Annotated in this window: 15 protein-coding genes; all 15 read right to left on the minus strand. The window is 74.3% G+C overall.

All coding sequences use genetic code 11. The features are described from left to right. Nucleotides 1–136: 136 nt before the first annotated feature. Nucleotides 137–1,066 (minus strand): EamA family transporter, encoded by a 930-nt coding sequence (locus tag WDV06_RS20550; protein WP_395511213.1) that lies wholly within the window; start codon nt 1,064–1,066, stop codon nt 137–139. Further along, the gene (upp, locus tag WDV06_RS20555; RefSeq protein ID WP_395511214.1) at nt 1,066–1,731 is read right to left on the minus strand and encodes a uracil phosphoribosyltransferase; all 666 of its coding nucleotides are present in this window, start codon (nt 1,729–1,731) and stop codon (nt 1,066–1,068) included. Before upp ends, WDV06_RS20550 begins: the two co-directional genes overlap by 1 nt. Nucleotides 1,732–1,974: 243 nt before the next feature. Further along, the gene (locus WDV06_RS20560) at nt 1,975–2,889 is read right to left on the minus strand and encodes an alpha/beta hydrolase (RefSeq protein ID WP_395511215.1); all 915 of its coding nucleotides are present in this window, start codon (nt 2,887–2,889) and stop codon (nt 1,975–1,977) included. Nucleotides 2,890–2,937: 48 nt separating this feature from the next. After that, on the minus strand, nt 2,938–3,066 hold the full coding sequence (locus tag WDV06_RS20565; protein WP_395511216.1) for a hypothetical protein: 129 nt from the start codon (nt 3,064–3,066) through the stop codon (nt 2,938–2,940). After that, nucleotides 3,063–3,560 carry a nuclear transport factor 2 family protein gene (locus WDV06_RS20570; RefSeq protein ID WP_395511217.1) on the minus strand — a complete coding sequence of 166 codons (498 nt, stop codon included), beginning with the start codon at nt 3,558–3,560 and terminating at the stop codon, nt 3,063–3,065. The genes WDV06_RS20565 and WDV06_RS20570 overlap by 4 nt, the downstream gene beginning before the upstream one ends. Nucleotides 3,561–3,595: 35 nt before the next feature. Further along, complete coding sequence (gene rfbH, locus WDV06_RS20575; protein WP_395511218.1) at nt 3,596–4,900, minus strand: lipopolysaccharide biosynthesis protein RfbH; 1,305 nt, start codon at nt 4,898–4,900, stop codon at nt 3,596–3,598. A gap of 83 nt (nt 4,901–4,983) precedes the next feature. Beyond that, on the minus strand, nt 4,984–5,223 hold the full coding sequence (locus tag WDV06_RS20580) for an acyl-CoA carboxylase subunit epsilon (RefSeq protein ID WP_395511219.1): 240 nt from the start codon (nt 5,221–5,223) through the stop codon (nt 4,984–4,986). Nucleotides 5,224–5,286: 63 nt separating this feature from the next. After that, on the minus strand, nt 5,287–6,237 hold the full coding sequence (locus WDV06_RS20585; RefSeq protein ID WP_395511220.1) for an ACP S-malonyltransferase: 951 nt from the start codon (nt 6,235–6,237) through the stop codon (nt 5,287–5,289). Between the two features lie 23 nt (nt 6,238–6,260). After that, a complete protein-coding gene (locus WDV06_RS20590) occupies nt 6,261–7,088 on the minus strand; it encodes a 4'-phosphopantetheinyl transferase family protein (protein ID WP_395511221.1) in 828 nt (275 codons plus the stop codon). Then, on the minus strand, nt 7,085–7,447 hold the full coding sequence (locus tag WDV06_RS20595; protein WP_395511222.1) for an acyl carrier protein: 363 nt from the start codon (nt 7,445–7,447) through the stop codon (nt 7,085–7,087). The genes WDV06_RS20590 and WDV06_RS20595 overlap by 4 nt, the downstream gene beginning before the upstream one ends. A gap of 69 nt (nt 7,448–7,516) precedes the next feature. Continuing rightward, on the minus strand, nt 7,517–8,860 hold the full coding sequence (locus WDV06_RS20600) for an MFS transporter (protein WP_395511223.1): 1,344 nt from the start codon (nt 8,858–8,860) through the stop codon (nt 7,517–7,519). A gap of 174 nt (nt 8,861–9,034) precedes the next feature. Continuing rightward, on the minus strand, nt 9,035–11,398 hold the full coding sequence (locus tag WDV06_RS20605) for an SDR family oxidoreductase (RefSeq protein ID WP_395511224.1): 2,364 nt from the start codon (nt 11,396–11,398) through the stop codon (nt 9,035–9,037). Between the two features lie 139 nt (nt 11,399–11,537). After that, the gene (locus WDV06_RS20610; RefSeq protein WP_395511225.1) at nt 11,538–11,807 is read right to left on the minus strand and encodes an acyl carrier protein; all 270 of its coding nucleotides are present in this window, start codon (nt 11,805–11,807) and stop codon (nt 11,538–11,540) included. Nucleotides 11,808–11,949: 142 nt separating this feature from the next. Continuing rightward, nucleotides 11,950–13,167: a ketosynthase chain-length factor gene (locus WDV06_RS20615; RefSeq protein ID WP_395511226.1), complete on the minus strand. Its 1,218-nt coding sequence runs from the start codon at nt 13,165–13,167 to the stop codon at nt 11,950–11,952. Beyond that, on the minus strand, nt 13,164–14,432 hold the full coding sequence (locus WDV06_RS20620; protein WP_395511227.1) for a beta-ketoacyl-[acyl-carrier-protein] synthase family protein: 1,269 nt from the start codon (nt 14,430–14,432) through the stop codon (nt 13,164–13,166). The genes WDV06_RS20615 and WDV06_RS20620 overlap by 4 nt, the downstream gene beginning before the upstream one ends. Nucleotides 14,433–14,450: the final 18 nt, after the last annotated feature.

A 14,450-nucleotide genomic window follows, 5' to 3' on the forward strand; every position in this document is an offset into this window, starting at 1 on the left:
CCCCCCCCCCCCCCCCCCCCCCCCCCCCCCCCCCCCCCCCCCCCCCCCCCCCCCCCCCCCCCCCCCCCCCCCCACCGCTCCCCGCCCGCCTCGGGGGGCGGGACCGGGCGGGGAGTCTGGGGCGGGTCTCCGTGGCCTACGCCTGGACGGATTCCCGCGTGGTCTTCCCGGCGGAGTCCCGCTCGGGCTCCGGCTCGGGCCGGGACGTGCCCTTGCGCGGCTGGGCCAGGACCACGGACGCCACCACGGTCAGGGCTCCGACGATCTGGATCGGCGAGAGCGACTGGTCGAGGACGAAGTAGCCCAGCAGGGTGGCCGCCAGGGGCGAGGCGAAGCTCAGGAACGAGACGGCCAGCGCGGGCAGCCGGGCCACACCGCGGAACCAGATCGCGTAGGCGACCAGGGCCCCGATGATGCCGAGGTAGGCGAAGCCCAGCAGGTTCTTGCCGGTGATCTCGCCCGGCAGGCCCTCGCCGATCAGCGCGACCGGCAGCAGTACCAGGCCGCCGACGGTGAGCTGCCACCCCGTGAAGGGCAGCAGGCCCACGCCCTCGGGCCGTCCCCAGCGCTTGGTCAGCACGATGCCGGAGGCCATGCTGAGCGCGCCCAGCAGGCCGGCGACGACACCGGTGGTGTTGAGCCCGGCGTTCGGCTGGAGGACCAGCAGGGCCACGCCGGCCGCGCCGAGGGCGCAGGAGACCAGGTGGACCGGCTTGATCTTCTCCTTCAGCAGGACGGTTCCCAGCAGGAGCACGATCATCGGCTGGATGGACATCACCAGCGCCGCGACGCCGCCCGGCAGGTGGTAGGCAGCCACGAAGAGCAGGTAGAAGAAGGCGCCGATGTTCAGCACGCCGAGCACCAGGGCGCGCCACCACCAGATGCCCTTCGGCAGGGTCCGGCCGATGATCACCAGGATCAGGCCGGCGGGCAGGGCGCGGAGCAGGGAGGCCAGCAGCGGCCGGCCCTCCGGAAGCAGCTCCGTGGTGACCAGGTACGTGGACCCCCAGACCGCCGGCGCGAGCGCCGTCAGCGCGGAGTCGGCGAGGGTACGGCTGCTCCTCATCAGGCCGCGGCCGAATCGGTCGTACCGAAGTACCGGTCCCCGAAGTCCCCGATGCCCGGGACCATGAACGCGTTCTCGTTGAGGCGCTGTTCGATCGAGGAGGTGACGATCTTGACCTGCGGGTGCGCGGCGTGGACGGCGGCGATGCCCTCGGGCGAGGCCAGGAAGTTGACGAAGACGATGTTCTCCTCCCGGACGCCGGCTTCGAGGAGCACCGCGATGGCCGCCTTGGCGCTGCCGCCGGTGGCGAGCATAGGCTCCAGGAGCAGGATGTGCCGGTCGGCGATGTCCTCGGGGAAGTTCTTGTAGTAGAGGTGCGGGAGCTTGGTGGTCTTGTCCCGCTGGATGAGCAGTTTGCCGACGGTGATGTCGGGGATCACCTGGCGCAGCTCGTCGAGCATGGAATCGCCGGCCCGGACCACGGGCACGGCACACAGCTGGGGACCGAGTCTCAGCCCCTCGTACGTCTCTCCGACCGGTGTGATGGCCTCGTGCCGGTCGAACGGCAGCTGGTCGAGCGCCGATTCGAGCAGGAGGCGGATGATGCGCCGGGAGTAGAACACGAAGTCCGCGCGGGAGGCTCTGCGGTCGCGGATGATCGTGTGCATGGCGCGGAGCTGGTTGGTCTGCGGCAGCGGGTGGACATTGTGGTGGCCGGTCGCCATGAGAAACCTGCTTCTCGTCGGTCGTGGAGACGTGCTGCGGCCGGGGCGGGAGCCCGCGGGACCCCGGTGACCGCAACGGTGTGGTGGGGTGCCGGATCAGGCGTTCGCGATCCCGGCGGGGTCCTTCACATCACTCATAGGGCTTCCTTATGACGGAGTTGCACGTCCCGGGATGCTCACGAAAAGACTCGTTGGCACCGATCTGTTGGTCAACGGGGTACATGTCAGATTCACGTCAACCTTCTACAGTTCTGCGTCAGTCGGGACCCGCACCCGCTTGGATCCCGCGTCGCGGGGCAGCAGACACTCCTCCAGGAAGGCCATGACCCGCAGGTGGTAGGCGCGGGAGGCCCAGCCCAGACTGACGTTGTGCCCAGCATGGGGCTGGACGACCACCTCTGTGGAGGCCCCCGTCAGCGGAGTCAGCAGTTCCTCCATCGCCGCGCGGTCCCGCCTCCACCACAGCTCCTGTTCCGCGAACGTGAAGCGAACGGGGGCCCTCACTCCGGCGGCCACGGCGGGGTACGCCTCCGGCCACAGCGGGGTCTCCCGGGCCTCCTCGGCGGGGACCGGGCGCACCAGGCCGGTACAGGCCCGGAAGGCCTCCGGCGGATAGAAGCGCAGCGCGCCCCAGTGCCGGCGCCACTGCCCGGGGAAGTCCGCCCCCGGCAGCTGCCCGGGCTCCACCGCGAAATGCCGGCCGACGCCGCACAGGTCCAGGCCGAGCGGTGCGGCCCCGCCCCGGGCGGCCGCCGCCGCGGACAGCGCGAGGCGGCCGCCGTTGGAGTGGGCCACGAGGAAGTAACCCGCGCCCAGCTCGTGGCCGCGCGCGTACCCGTCGAGGGCGGTGAGCAGGGCGGCCGTCTGCCCGGCGAGGTCCAGCCCGCGGGGCACGGCGGCCGCCGAGGCCCCGTATCCGGGCCGGTCCAGGGAGAGGACGGCGAAGCCCAGCGAGGCGCCGAGCTCCATGAGGGAGAACCCGGGCCGCACCCGGCTGTCGAAGTAGCCCGCGCTCATCCCCGCCCCGTGCAGGGCCACCACCACGGCCCGGGGCACCGGGTCCGCGGGCAGGGCGAGCAGCCCCGACAGCGGGATCCCGTCCGCGTCGAGGACGACGGACCGCACCGGCGGCGCGGCGAGGGACGGGGTGGTGGGCATGGGGGTCTCCGGGGCTGGGTCGGCACCCGCCGGGATCCCCCGGCGGGGTCAGGCGGTACGGGCCGGCGGGGCCGGCCGGTCCGGGGCGGGGCGTACGGCCCGGCCGCGGGTGAGGGCGAGCCCCCAGACGGCCCTGCGGCGCAGGAGCGTGGTCAGGGGCGGCACCGGGTGGTTCACAGCGGGACCCCGGCGAACTCGGGCAGGCGGACGCCGGAGTCCCACACGACGCGGAAGTCGACGTGGCTCAGCCGCCAGCCGTCCGGGGTGCGCACGGCGCGCGCCTCGGTGTGCCCGCCGACCGCGAAATGGGCGACGGGGCCCGCCCCGGCGTGGTGGACGTGGGTGGTCAGTTGCTGGGCCCGGACGACGGCCCGGTCCCCGTCGAGGGTGATGGAGTGGTTGGCGCTCATGTGGTGCGTGCGGGCCCACCGCTCCCGGGCCTCGCGCTGGAAGGCGGCGAAGGCCTCGACCCCCGTGCACACGCCGATCGGGAAGGCGAAGGTGGCGTCCTCGGTGAACAGCGCGGCGAACCGGGCCTCGTCCGGGCCGCCCCCGTCGGAGGTGTCCAGCGCGGCGACGTAGCGGTCGAACAGCTCGCGCAGCTCGGCGCGGTCGTGCAGCTCCCGTATCTGGTCGCGCAGGTCCGCGATGGCGTCATGGGTCGATGGCATGGCCTCTCCTGTGGGCGGACTCACGGGACGGGCGGTCAGGAGTGTCCGCCCACGAACTCCTTGACCGAGGCGATGACGTAGTCGAGCATCTCGTCGGTCAGCGCCGGGTAGACGCCGATCCAGAAGGTCTGGTCGGTGACGATGTCGCTGTTGGCGAGGTCGCCGACGATCCGCTGGGGCTGCCCGATGTAGGCCGGGTGGCGGGTGAGGTTGCCCGCGAACAGCCGGCGCGTGCCGATCCTGCGGCCCTCCAGGAAGTCCACCAGGGCGGCCCGGCTGTACGGGGCCCCGGGGTCCACGGTGATCGCGAACCCGAACCAGCTCGGGTCGCTGCGCGGGGTGGCCTCGGGAAGGATCAGGTGCGGCACGCCGTCGAGCCCCTCGCGCAGCCGGCGCCAGTTGCGGCGGCGGGCCGCGCAGAACGCGTCGAGCTTGTCCAGCTGGGTCAGGCCGAGGGCCGCCTGGATGTCGGTGGCCTTCAGGTTGTAACCCACGTGGGAGAAGATGTACTTGTGGTCGTAGCCCTCGGGGAGGGTGCCCATCTGGTAGTCGAAGCGCTTGAGGCACTTGTTGGTCTCGCCCGGCTCGCACCAGCAGTCCCGGCCCCAGTCGCGCAGCGACTCCACGATCCGGGCGAGCGCCAGGTTCGAGGTCAGGACGCAGCCGCCCTCGCCCATGGTCAGGTGGTGGGCGGGGTAGAAGCTGACCGTCGTGATGTCGCCAAAGGTCCCGGTCAGCTGTCCGTCGTAGGTCGAGCCGACCGCGTCGCAGTTGTCCTCGATCAGGAACAGGCCGTGTTCCTCGGCCAGTTGGGCGATCTCGGCGACCTCGAAGGGGTTGCCCAGAGCGTGCGCGATCATGATCGCCCGGGTCCGGGGGCCGATGGCCTGCGCCACCCGGTCGGCGGTGGTGTTGTAGGTGCCCAGCTCGACGTCGACGAAGACGGGCACCAGACCGTTCTGGATGATCGGGTTGACGGTGGTCGGGAATCCGGCGGCCACCGTGACGACCTCGTCGCCGGGCCGCAGCCGCCGGTCCTCCAGCAGGTGCGAGGTGAAGGCCGTCAGGGCCAGCAGGTTCGCCGAGGAGCCCGAGTTGACCAGGTGGGCCTTGCGCCGCTTCAGGGTGCGGGCGAAGCGGGACTCGAAGCGGCGCGAGCTGGGCCCCGCGGCGATCCGCATCTCCAGCGCGGCCTCGACCAGCGCGGTGCGGTCGCGCTCGTCGAGGACCGCGCCGGCCGGCCAGATCTCGGTGGTGCCGGGGACGAAAGGCCGATCGTCCTGCGCGTCCTGATGGAACTTGGCGGTCTCGTCGAGGATGAGTCCTTTGTGGACGTTCATGACGGGGTGGGTCCCTTCCCGGCCCTGACGGCCGATGGAGCGGTGGTACGGGGGCGGCGCGGGGCGGTGGTGCCCCGCGCCGGTCAGGCGGAGCGGGGCCCCGCCGGGTTGTCACGCCAGGTGCGTGCGCCGTGGAAGGCCCGGGGCCGGCGGGGACAGCTCCAGCCGGCCAGGGTGGGGCCGCCGCCGGCGGTGCCGCCGTGCTGGCCCTCGTACGCCGCCGCCCGGGCCAGGACGACGGCGGTGAGCGCTGCGAGTTCCTCGGCGTCGGGACGCCCCCTGACCACGTGGATGAGCCGGCCGCTCTCCGGTTGCCTGTCCATGGACTGCTCCTCGTCTCGTGACGTCCCGCCGGAGCGCACGGCGGCGGGTGTGGGTGCCCGCGGTCAGACCGCGGTGGTGCTCAGCCCGTCCACGGCCTCGGCCAGCCGCTCGGGCGTGTGCGTGCTGTGGACGCGGGCCCCCGGCAGGATGCGGCGGACCAGCCCGCCGAGCACCCGGCCGGGTCCCACCTCCACGAACCGGTCCGTGCCGGAGGCGGCGAGCGTCTCCACCGCCGCGGTCCAGCGGACCGGGCTGGTGAGCTGGCCGCGCAGGGCGACGACGGCGTCGGCGGCCGTCGTCACCCACCCGCCGGTGACACCGGAGACCAGCGGTACGGCCGGGTCGCGGAACTCGGTCGCGATCAGCGTCTCGGTGAACTCCGCCTCGGCCTCGCCGAGCAGGCTGGAGTGGAACGGGCCGCCGGTGCGCAGCCACTCCACCCGCGCCCCGGCCTCCCGGGCCACCTCGGCCACCCGGGCCACCGCCTCGGCCTGCCCGGAGACCACGGTCTGGCGGGGTTCGTTGTCTCCGGCCACCTCCACGACCTGGCCCGTGGCCGCACGGGTCTCGGCGCACAGGCGCGTCAGGTGCGGGCGGCTGAGGCCGATGACCGCGGCCGTGGCGCTGCCGACCCGGTCCCCGACGGTGGCCACCAGTTCGCTGCGCAGCCGGACCAGCCACAGCGCCTCGGTCCACTCCAGGGCACCCGCGGCCACCAGTGCCGCGTACTCGCCCAGGCTGTGGCCGGCCACCGCGTCCGGCTCCAGGCCCCGGCCGCGCAGCACCTCCAGTACGGCCATGCTGGTCAGGAAGGCGGCCGGCTGGGCCACCGTCGGGTCCTCCAGGTCCCGGGGGGACCCTTCGAGGCACAGCCGGGACAGCGGGAACCCGAGGAGGTCGTCGGCCGCGCGGTAGTAGGTGTCGGCGAGGTCCGGCCGCAGGGCGAGCAGTTCCTTGCCCATACCGGCGCATTCGGAGCCCTGGCCCGGGAAGACGAAGGCGGTGCGGGTCATCCGGTCACGTCCTTACTTGCGGTTCAACTGGCGAGGACCGTGTCGTCCGGTCCGGGGGCGGCGGGGCCGCACACGGTGGTGCCTGCGGCCAGCCAGGTGTCGGGCACCCACCTGACGTTGACGACCTTGGGGGCCTGTCCCTTGACGGCCACGGCGGCGGCGTGGGTGGTGTCGGCGGGAACGCCGACCATGGTCCAGCCGTCCGGGTGCCGGTCGAGCGAGGTGCCCAGGTAGTCCTCGGCGGGCGAGCGGCTCAACCCTGTCCCAAGCCCCTTGAGAAACGCTTCCTTGCGGGTCCAGATCTGTCCGAAGAGCTGCCTGCGCGCCTCGCCGGTCCCGGCCTGGGCGATTTCGAGCTGCTCGTCGGGGTGGAGTGCCCGGGAGCAGATGTCCACCGTCTCGGCTCCGGGGAGTTTCTCCACGTCAACGCCGAGCGGGACGGTTCCGACGCCGACCATGGCCACGCCCCCGCTATGCGAGAGGGAGTAGTGCAGGGGCGGCGGCGGGGGCGCCAGCGCCGGGCGGCCGTGTGCCTCGCCGCAGCCGGGGCAGGGTTCGCGCATGAAGCGCACGTCCTGGGGCAGGGTCGCGGTGTAACGTCCGAGCAGTCGGCGCACCGCGACGTGCGCGGCGGCGTAGAGCATGCCGTCCGAGGGGCGGATGAAGGCGTCGGCGCGCCTGCGCTCCTCCGCGTCGAGTTCACCGACCGCGAGGGCGTCGGCGTCCGCGCCGGTGGGGCGGCGGATCAGCCAGAGGTCGACCCGGTCGGCGGAGAGGGTGAAGTCGGGCCGGTCGAGGCCCTGGTGGTTCACCACCGGGCGGGTGGCCGGCAGCAGCGTGGTAGTCGTCATGCCGGCACCGCTGCCCCGTGCAGGTGGGCCTCGGGACCGAGCTGGCCGGCGAGGCAGTCGATGAGCTCCTGTGCGCTGTTGGCGAGCAGCAGCCGCTGGAGGTTCACGTCGACGCCGAGCGTGGCCTCCATCCGGTACTGGAGTTCGATGCCGGAGATCGAGCCGATGCCGAGGCAGCCCATGGGGCGTCCCGTGGTGTCGACGAGGTGCGGCTCGATGCCGAGGATCCGGCCGAGTTCCTCGCGCACGTACTGCTCCAGGATGCGGGTGCGCTCGCGCAGCCCGGCGGTGGCCAGTACGGCCATGTCGGGCCGGGTCATGTGGACCAGGCCTGTGTCTGTCTCGTATGTCTGTGACATGTGAAGTGTCGTCATGATGCTTTCCTGGTCGAGGTGGGCACCGCCGGCGGGAGAGGGACCCGGCGGTTCTCAGGAGGGATCGGTCGAAGGGTGTGCGAGGCCGGCGAGGGCCACGCCCGCGCCGGCCAGGCCGACCGCGGTGACCAGCCAGAGCGCCGCGCTCCGGCCGGAGGTCGCGTACAGCGCGGACGTCAGCGCCGGGGTGAGCGCCGCGCCGAGCTGTACGCAGGTCTGGTAGAGACCGCCGGCCGCCGTCCGGAGGCCGGGGGCGAGGCCGGAGGTCGCCTGGAGGTGCAGCGCCGTGAAGGCGAGCACGAAGGCGAGTCCGACGAGGGACATGGAGGGCAACAGTTCGGCATACCGCACCCCGCCCGCGCCGGAGTCCGGGTAGAGCGCGTACCCGGCGGGGGCGGCGACGGCGCCGGCGGCGACGGCCCGCGCCGGTCCCAGCCGGGCGGCGATCCGCCCCGAGTGCAGGGCGGTCAGGGCGAGCGGCGCGCCGGCGGGCAGGAAGGCGAGGGCCGTCTCCCAGGAGCTCCACCCGCCGCGCCGCAGGTCGAGCACGGCCACGAGCAGGAAGCTCACGTAGGAGCCGTTGAGCGCGGCCGCCCCCAGGGCGGAGCGCACGAGCGGGGCGTGCCGCAGCAGCGCGGTGTCCACGAGCGGCCGCGGGGAGGCCCGTTCGGCCCGTACGCCCACGAGCGCCGCGGCCGCAGCGGCGACGGCGCCGCCCCACCGTCCACGGGCCAGCGCGTCCACCAGCAGCAGCACCGCCCCGGTCAGCGCGCCCCCGGTGACCACCGCGTGCCACCTCGGGCCGCCGCCGGGCCGGGCGGACTCCCGCGGCACCACCCGCAGCCCGAGGGCGAACAGCGCCAGCGCGACGGGCGCCGGGAACGCCAGCGTCCAGCGCCATCCGGCCCCGGTGAGGGACCCGGACAGCAGCAGCCCCGAGCAGAACCCGGCGGCCCCGAACAGCGAGTACAGGGACACGGCCCGCCGCCGGGGCTCCCCGTCGGGGACGGCCGCGAGGATGATCGCGAGGCCGGTGGGTGCGGTCAGCGCGACACAGAAACCTTTCACCACCCGCGTGGCGACCAGCAGGTCCAGGCGGTCGGTCAGCGCACCGCCCAGGGACGCGGCGGCGAAGACGAGCAGCGCGGCGAGGAACACCCGCCGCCGCCCGAGCCACTCCACCAGCCGCCCGCCGAGCAGCAGCGCCCCGCCGAACCCGGCGGCGAAGCCGGTGACGATCCACTGGACCCCGGTCACCGGGGCCCCCAGCCCGCTGCCGACGGCCGGCAGCGCCACCAGGGTCGCGGACACCTCCAGGGCGTCCACCAACATGTTCGCGGCGAGCACGGACACCAGAGCCCAACGGGCCCCGACCCGGGCGCCGGAGGAAATGCTCATCGACAACGCTCGCGATTCGAAGAAGGGGCGGACCGCCCGGGGAGGGATCCCCGGGCGCCCCGCCCACCGCCGGCGTGGCGCGTGGGATACAACGCCGACGGAGTCGAAGGGGGCCGGCTCCGTGCGTTCCGAGGCCGCACGGGCCGCAGGCGCCGCGCGGCGGGACCGGACGGGTCAGCCGAGCAGTGTGCCGCCCGTGGCGTCCACGAACGACCCGGTGATCCACCGCGCCTCGTCGGTGGCGAGGAAGGCCACCACGTCCGCGACGTCCTCCGGCTCGCCGACCCGCCCGAACGCCGACAGCCCGGCCATCTGCTCGACCGCCTCGGGAATGTCGAACACCGGGTTCCCGTTCCGCGTGATCCCCGGCGCGACCGAGTTGATGGTGATCCCGCGCGGCCCGAGCGCCTTCGCGAAGTGCAGCGCGAGCTGTTCCAGCGCGCCCTTGCTCATGGCGTAGGCGATCTCGTCCGGATTGGCGAACCGCGTCAGCCCGGAGGAGATGTTGATGATCCGCCCCCCGTCCGGCATGTTCCGCAGCGCCCGCTGGATCAGGAAGAACGGCGCCTTCGCGTTCACCGCGAAGATCCGGTCGAACTGCTCCGGCGTGACCTCGTCCGCCGCGACCCCGCCCATCACCCCGGCGTTGTTCACCAGGACGTGCAGGTCGGTGGAGCCGGTGCGCTCCCGCAGGTCCTCCTCCAGCACGGCGAACAGCTGGTCCACGTCACCGTCGACCCCCAGTTCGGCCCGTACGGCGAACGCCCGTCCGCCGTCCTTCTCGACCGTGGTGACGACCTCGCGCGCGGCCGCCTCGTCCTGGTGGTAGTGGACGGCGACGAGCGCGCCCTCCTGTGCGAGCCGGATCGCGGCCGCCCGGCCCATGCCCCGGCTCGACCCGGTGACCAGCGCGGTCCGGCCGGTGAGCCGCTCCGCGCCGACACCGCGCCGGACCCCGTCGAGCACCGCCGCGGCGGTGCGGGCGGGCGTCGCCTCCGCGGGGGCGGTCCGCGCACCGGCGGAGTCCCGCGCGCGCGGTGCGGCGACCGGCCGTTCGGGCCCGAACCAGCGCGTGAGCGCCTCGTCGAGCGCCCCCGCCCCCGGCCCGTCGGCCCAGACCACGTACCCGTCGGGCCGTACGAGAACGGCGCCCTCGGGGGCGTCCGTCCCGCTCGCCCCCGCGCCCACCGACACCGCGGACACGGTCCGGACCCGGTCGCCCCAGGCCGCCGCCGCCTCCGCGAGCCCGGCCCGCCGCGCCTCCTCGCCCGGCGGCAGGAGCAGCAGCCCCCGCCCGGACCGCAGCAGGCCCAGCGTGGTGGCGGAACCCTCGGAGGTGGTGACCTCCCAGGCCGGCACCCGCAGCCCGGGCAGTCCACGGCCGTCCTCGCCGACGTCGTGGCGCACCGACAGGCCCGAGACCAGCCCGGCCAGGTGCGTCCGTACGTTCTCGCCGGCGCCCAGCTCCGCGAACACCTCCCGCACCGCGTCCACCTCGGGCCCGCCGAGCAGCAGCAGCGCCTGGGTCCTGACGTTGCTCTGGACGGCCTGCCCGACGGCGTGCCGTTCCTCGTGGTACGTGTCCAGCAGTGCGTCGGTGCCGTGCCCGGCGACCCGGGCACCCAGCTTCCAGCCGAGGTTGAAGGCGTCCTGGAGCCCGAGGTTGAGGGCCTGGCCGCCGATCGGCATCTGCTGGTGGGCCGCGTCGCCGGCGAGCAGCAGCGGGCCCCGCCGGTACTCGGCGGCCTGCCGGGAGGCGTCGCCGAACGAGTTCACCCACAGCGGGGTGCCGCCGCCGATGTCCTCGCCGGTGATGCGCTTCCAGGCGTCGGCCACGTCCTCGAAGGAGGGCTGGCCGGGCCGGGGCCGCGCGCCGAACTCGTGCACCATCACCCGGGTGACCCCGTCGGGCCGCCGGGAGGCGACGACGAGTCCGCCGTCCTTGCGCTCGAAGCGCCGGTCGGGGACGTCGATGCCGGCGACGTCCGCGCGCAGCAGCTCGCGTTCGGCGTCGGTGCCGGGGAATCCGAAGCCGCCGAGCCGGCGCACGGCGCTGTTCTCGCCGTCGCAGCCGACGGCGTAGGCGGCCCGCAGGGACAGCTCCCCGGCCTCGGTGCGCACGGTGGCCAGCACCCCGTCGCCGGTCACGGTCAGCCCGGTCAGCTCGTGGCCGCGCCGGATGTCCGCGCCCAGGTCGGCGGCCCATTCCCCGAGGACTTCCTCCAGGCGGGTCTGGGCCACCTTCCACTGCCCCGGGTAGGGGCCGGGCAGGCCGAGGTCGAGGGGGATGCCCCCGAAGTGTCCTGCGGTCTCGTGCGGTACGTCGCCGATCGGCTCCAGCAGACCGCGGCTGTCGAGGATCTCCATGGTGCGGGCGTGCAGGGTGGACGCCCGCGATGCGGAGGTGGGGGCGGTGAGCGTGTCGATCACCACCACGTCCGTACCCGCCAGCCGGAGTTCTCCGGCGAGCAGCAGTCCGACGGGGCCCGCGCCGACCACGATCACCTGGGTCTCGGTGAGGTCCTGATCGATGGCCATGGGCGTACTCCCTTTCTGTGGGCGGGGGTGGGGGCGGAGGGGTGGTGGCGGCCGGGGCCGCGGTCCGGCACGGGGGCCGCGGCTCCGGCGGTGCGGAGGACGGGCGGCCTGCCCGGCCGGCCCGCCCGGTCCGCGCGGCTCAGGCGTCGACGGTGACCCTGAGGCTCGCGTTGACGGCCTCGACGAGGGAGCGCGGGGTGCTGTTGTCGGCGAAGATGTCGTCGTCCAGCGTGATGTCGAACTCGCGCTCGATACGGCTGCCGGTCTCCAGCAGCGCCAGCGACTCGTAGCCGAGCGACTCGAAGTCGACGTCCAGGATGTCGCCGTCGAGGTCGATCTCCTCGTCGGCGCCGGCGCCCTCCAGGAGGATGCGCTTGAGGTCGGCGAAGGTGAATTCCTGCTTGGACACGTGGGGTCCCTTCATCGGAGTTCCGCACCGGTGTTTCCGGCTGCGGGAGTTCGGCGCGGGGTACGGGGAGCACCCGCCCCCGCCCGGGTGAGGGGGCGGTGACGGGCGCGGTCCGGGGGCCGGGCCGTGTGCGGCCGGGCCGTCAGTCGAGCGCGCGCAGCACCACCGCGGAGTTGAAGCCGCCGCGGCCCCGCGCGAGGACGAGGGCGGTGCGCACCGACGCCGTCCGCGGCCGGACGGCCACGAGGTCGATGTCGTACGCGGGGGAGGGCTCCACGTTGGTGGTAGGCGGGATCAGTCCCTCCCTCATGGCGAGGACCGCCGACACCACGTCGACGGGGGCCCCGCCCGCCCCGATCCGCCCGGTGGTCGTCTTGGGCGCGGTCACCGGCACGCCGAACGGGCCGAAGACCGCGGTGATGGCCTCGGCCTCCTCCCGGTCGAGCCGCGGCACGCCCGCCCCGTCGGCGAAGACCACGTCCACCTCGGCCGGGTGGCACCCGGCGTCCGCGAGCGCGGCCAGGGCGGCCCGGCGCAGGCCGGGTTCGCGGCCGCTGCCGGGGCGGGGGTCGAGGGTGGCGCCGTAGCCGGCGAACTCGGCGTAGGCCTCCCGCGCCCCGCGGGCGGCCGCGCTCTCCTCGTCCTCCAGGATGATCAGCGCGCCGCCCTCGCCCGGTACGTAGCCGGAGGCGGCCCCGTCGAAGGGCAGGTAGGCGCGTTCGGGCTCGTCGCTGGTGGACAGGGAGCCGCCGGCGAGGTGCGCGGCCCAGCCGAGCGGGCAGATGGAGGCGTCGAAGCCGCCGGTGGCGATCAGTCTGCTGCCCTTGCGGAGCCGGCGCCGCGCCTGGGCGAGGGCGTCGAGGCCGCCCGCCTGGTCGCCGACGAGGACCCCGGTGGGGCCGCGGAGGTCGTTGCGCACCGCGATCTGGCCGGTGTTGACGGCGTAGAACCAGGCGAAGGTCAGGTAGGCGCTGACGTGCTTGGGCCCCTGGCTCCAGAGCTTGCGCAGCTCGTTCTCGCCGAACTCCAGGCCGCCGGACCCGGCCGCGGTGACCACTCCCATGTCGCAGGGGTGGAGGTCCCCGGGGGTCAGTCCCGCGTCCTCGAAGGCGCAGTCGGTGGCGACGAGGGCGAGCTGCGTGACCCGGTCGGTCTGCGGTACGAGGCGGCCCGGCAGGTGCTCCCCGGGCTCGAAGCCGTGGATCTCGCCGGCGAGGCGCGAGGGGTGGGCGGAGGCGTCGAAGCGGGTGACGGGCCCGATGGCGTTCTTGCCGATGCGGGTCGCGGCCCAGAAGTCCTCCACCCCGAGCCCCGTGGGGGCGGCCACGCCGATGCCCGTGACCAGGGTCCTGCCGCTCATGCGGTCCTCCTGTCGGGCCGGGCCAGCACCATCGCGCTCTGGAACCCGCCGAACCCGCTGCCGACGGTGAGGACGGCATCGGTGCGGTGCTCCCGCGCGACGAGCGGGACGTAGTCGAGGTCGCACTGGGGATCCCTGGTGCGCAGGTTCGCGGTGGGCGGCACCAGGTGGTGGCGCATCGCGAGGACGGACGCGGCGATCTCGATGGACCCGACGGAGCCCAGCGAGTGCCCGATCATCGACTTGACCGAGCTCACCGGGGTGCGGTGGGCGTACGGTCCGAGCGCCAGCTTGTAGGCGGCCGTCTCGTGGGCGTCGTTCTGCCGGGTGCCGGATCCGTGCGCGTTGACGTAGTCGAGGTCGGAGGGGTTCAGGTGCGCCTCGTCGAGGGCCACCGTGATGGCCTCGGCCAGTTCGCGGCCGTCGGGGCGCAGCCCCGTCATGTGGAAGGCGCTGGAACGGGAGGCGTACCCGGCGACTTCCGCGTAGAGGGTCGCGCCGCGGCGGCGGGCGCTTTCGAGCTCCTCCAGGACGAACACGGCGGCGCCCTCGCCGAGGACGAAGCCGCGGCGGGTGGCGTCGAAGGGCCTGGAGGCCCGCGCCGGGTCGTCGTTGAGGCTGGTCGTCGCCTTGACCGCGTCGAAGCACGCCAGGATGAGGGGCGTGATCGGCGCGTCGGCGGCGCCGGTGACCATGACGTCGGCGCTGCCCTCGCGGATCAGGTCGACGGCGTGGGCGACCGAGTCGATCCCCGAGGTACAGCCGGTGGACACCACCGTGGCGGGGCCCTCGGCGCCGACGGCCCAGGCCACCTCGGTGGCGAAGGAGCCGGGGACGACGTGGTCGTACAGGGCGTCGGGGGCGCGTACCCGGTCGAGCGCCGCGAGCGGGCCGTGGTCGGCCGCGGCGCGGTAGGCCTTGTCGAGGCTGGACACGGCTCCCACGCCGGTGCCGATGCTGACGCCCGTGCGGTACGGGTCGAGGCCGGCGAAGTCGAGGCCGCTGTCGGCGACCGCCTCGCGCGCCGCGACCACCCCGAACTGGGTGGCGCGGTCCATGCGGCGGATCTCGTCGTCGGTGAGCCCGTGGAGCTCCGGCAGGAAGTCGGCCTCGGCCGCCACCCGGGAGCGGAAGGGGGAGGCGTCGAAGTGGGTGATCTCCCGCGTGGCCGTGCGGCCCGAGCTCAGCAGCTCCCAGAACTCCCGGACGCCGATGCCGCCCGGCGCCAGCACCCCGATGCCCGTGATGACTACCCGGCGGGCCACGACCGGTGCCCTCCCGTC

Source organism: Streptomyces racemochromogenes (assembly GCF_044129415.1).
Lineage (GTDB): Bacteria > Actinomycetota > Actinomycetes > Streptomycetales > Streptomycetaceae > Streptomyces > Streptomyces racemochromogenes_A.

What these genes read in the sequence shown, in the direction of transcription:
- WDV06_RS20550 (WP_395511213.1), bottom strand. Translation starts at nt 1,066, where the DNA reads ATGAGGAGCAGCCGTACCCTCGCCGACTCCGCGCTGACGGCGCTCGCG.
- upp (WP_395511214.1), bottom strand. Translation starts at nt 1,731, where the DNA reads ATGGCGACCGGCCACCACAATGTCCACCCGCTGCCGCAGACCAACCAG.
- WDV06_RS20560 (WP_395511215.1), bottom strand. Translation starts at nt 2,889, where the DNA reads ATGCCCACCACCCCGTCCCTCGCCGCGCCGCCGGTGCGGTCCGTCGTC.
- WDV06_RS20570 (WP_395511217.1), bottom strand. Translation starts at nt 3,560, where the DNA reads ATGCCATCGACCCATGACGCCATCGCGGACCTGCGCGACCAGATACGG.
- rfbH (WP_395511218.1), bottom strand. Translation starts at nt 4,900, where the DNA reads ATGAACGTCCACAAAGGACTCATCCTCGACGAGACCGCCAAGTTCCAT.
- WDV06_RS20580 (WP_395511219.1), bottom strand. Translation starts at nt 5,223, where the DNA reads ATGGACAGGCAACCGGAGAGCGGCCGGCTCATCCACGTGGTCAGGGGG.
- WDV06_RS20585 (WP_395511220.1), bottom strand. Translation starts at nt 6,237, where the DNA reads ATGACCCGCACCGCCTTCGTCTTCCCGGGCCAGGGCTCCGAATGCGCC.
- WDV06_RS20590 (WP_395511221.1), bottom strand. Translation starts at nt 7,088, where the DNA reads ATGACGACTACCACGCTGCTGCCGGCCACCCGCCCGGTGGTGAACCAC.
- WDV06_RS20595 (WP_395511222.1), bottom strand. Translation starts at nt 7,447, where the DNA reads ATGTCACAGACATACGAGACAGACACAGGCCTGGTCCACATGACCCGG.
- WDV06_RS20600 (WP_395511223.1), bottom strand. Translation starts at nt 8,860, where the DNA reads ATGAGCATTTCCTCCGGCGCCCGGGTCGGGGCCCGTTGGGCTCTGGTG.
- WDV06_RS20605 (WP_395511224.1), bottom strand. Translation starts at nt 11,398, where the DNA reads ATGGCCATCGATCAGGACCTCACCGAGACCCAGGTGATCGTGGTCGGC.
- WDV06_RS20615 (WP_395511226.1), bottom strand. Translation starts at nt 13,167, where the DNA reads ATGAGCGGCAGGACCCTGGTCACGGGCATCGGCGTGGCCGCCCCCACG.